The 782-nt window shown below is 49.5% G+C and carries 1 protein-coding gene; it reads left to right on the top strand.

The window, feature by feature from the left end; all coding sequences use genetic code 11:
• The coding region (locus HMPREF0493_RS06825) for an ABC transporter ATP-binding protein (RefSeq protein WP_006352587.1) at nt 1-782 on the top strand (782 nt) is incomplete at both ends.

Below are 782 nucleotides of genomic sequence, written 5' to 3'. Positions count from 1 at the left end.
CAGCTTGAAGCTGCGCCACTACAAGAAGGAAGACATCGACAAGCGTGTTCACCACGCAGCCGACATCCTGGGCTTGAACGACTATCTTGACAAGAAGCCGGCAGCCCTTTCAGGTGGTCAGCGTCAGCGTGTAGCCTTAGGACGTGCGATCGTGCGTGATGCGCCGATCTTCCTGATGGACGAGCCACTGTCAAACCTGGATGCCAAGCTTCGTGTGTCCATGCGTGCTGAAATTGCCAAGCTGCACCAAAGACTTGGCACCACCACCATCTATGTAACGCACGACCAGACTGAAGCCATGACTTTGGCCGACAGAGTTGTCGTTATGTCAGTCGGCAAGGTAGAACAGATCGGCACGCCGCTGGAGGTATACAACCACCCAGTCAATCAATTCGTAGCCGGATTCATTGGTTCACCGCAAATGAACTTCTTCAACGTTCACTACAAGGACCAAAGAATTTCAGATGGCAAGGGTCTTGACATCGAGGTTCCAGAAGGCAAGGCAAAGATTCTTGAAGAAAAGGGCTATGCGGACAAGGATGTTGTCTTTGGCATTCGTCCAGAAGACATCCACTCAGAAGAAGCCTTCTTGGAAACTTGGCCGAATGACGTTGTGAAATCACAAGTTGTTGTTTCTGAGCTTTTAGGTTCAACAATTCAGCTTTACCAAAAAGTTGACGGCACTGAATTTGTAGCCATCGTTAACGCTCGTGACTATCATAAGCCGGGAGATGTGGTAAGAATGGGCTTCGATGTTAACAAGGCTCACTTCTTTGACAAGG

Origin of the sequence: Lactobacillus amylolyticus DSM 11664, from assembly GCF_000178475.1 — a bacterium.
Taxonomy (GTDB): domain Bacteria; phylum Bacillota; class Bacilli; order Lactobacillales; family Lactobacillaceae; genus Lactobacillus; species Lactobacillus amylolyticus.
This window is presented reverse-complemented; position numbering and strand designations above follow the sequence as displayed.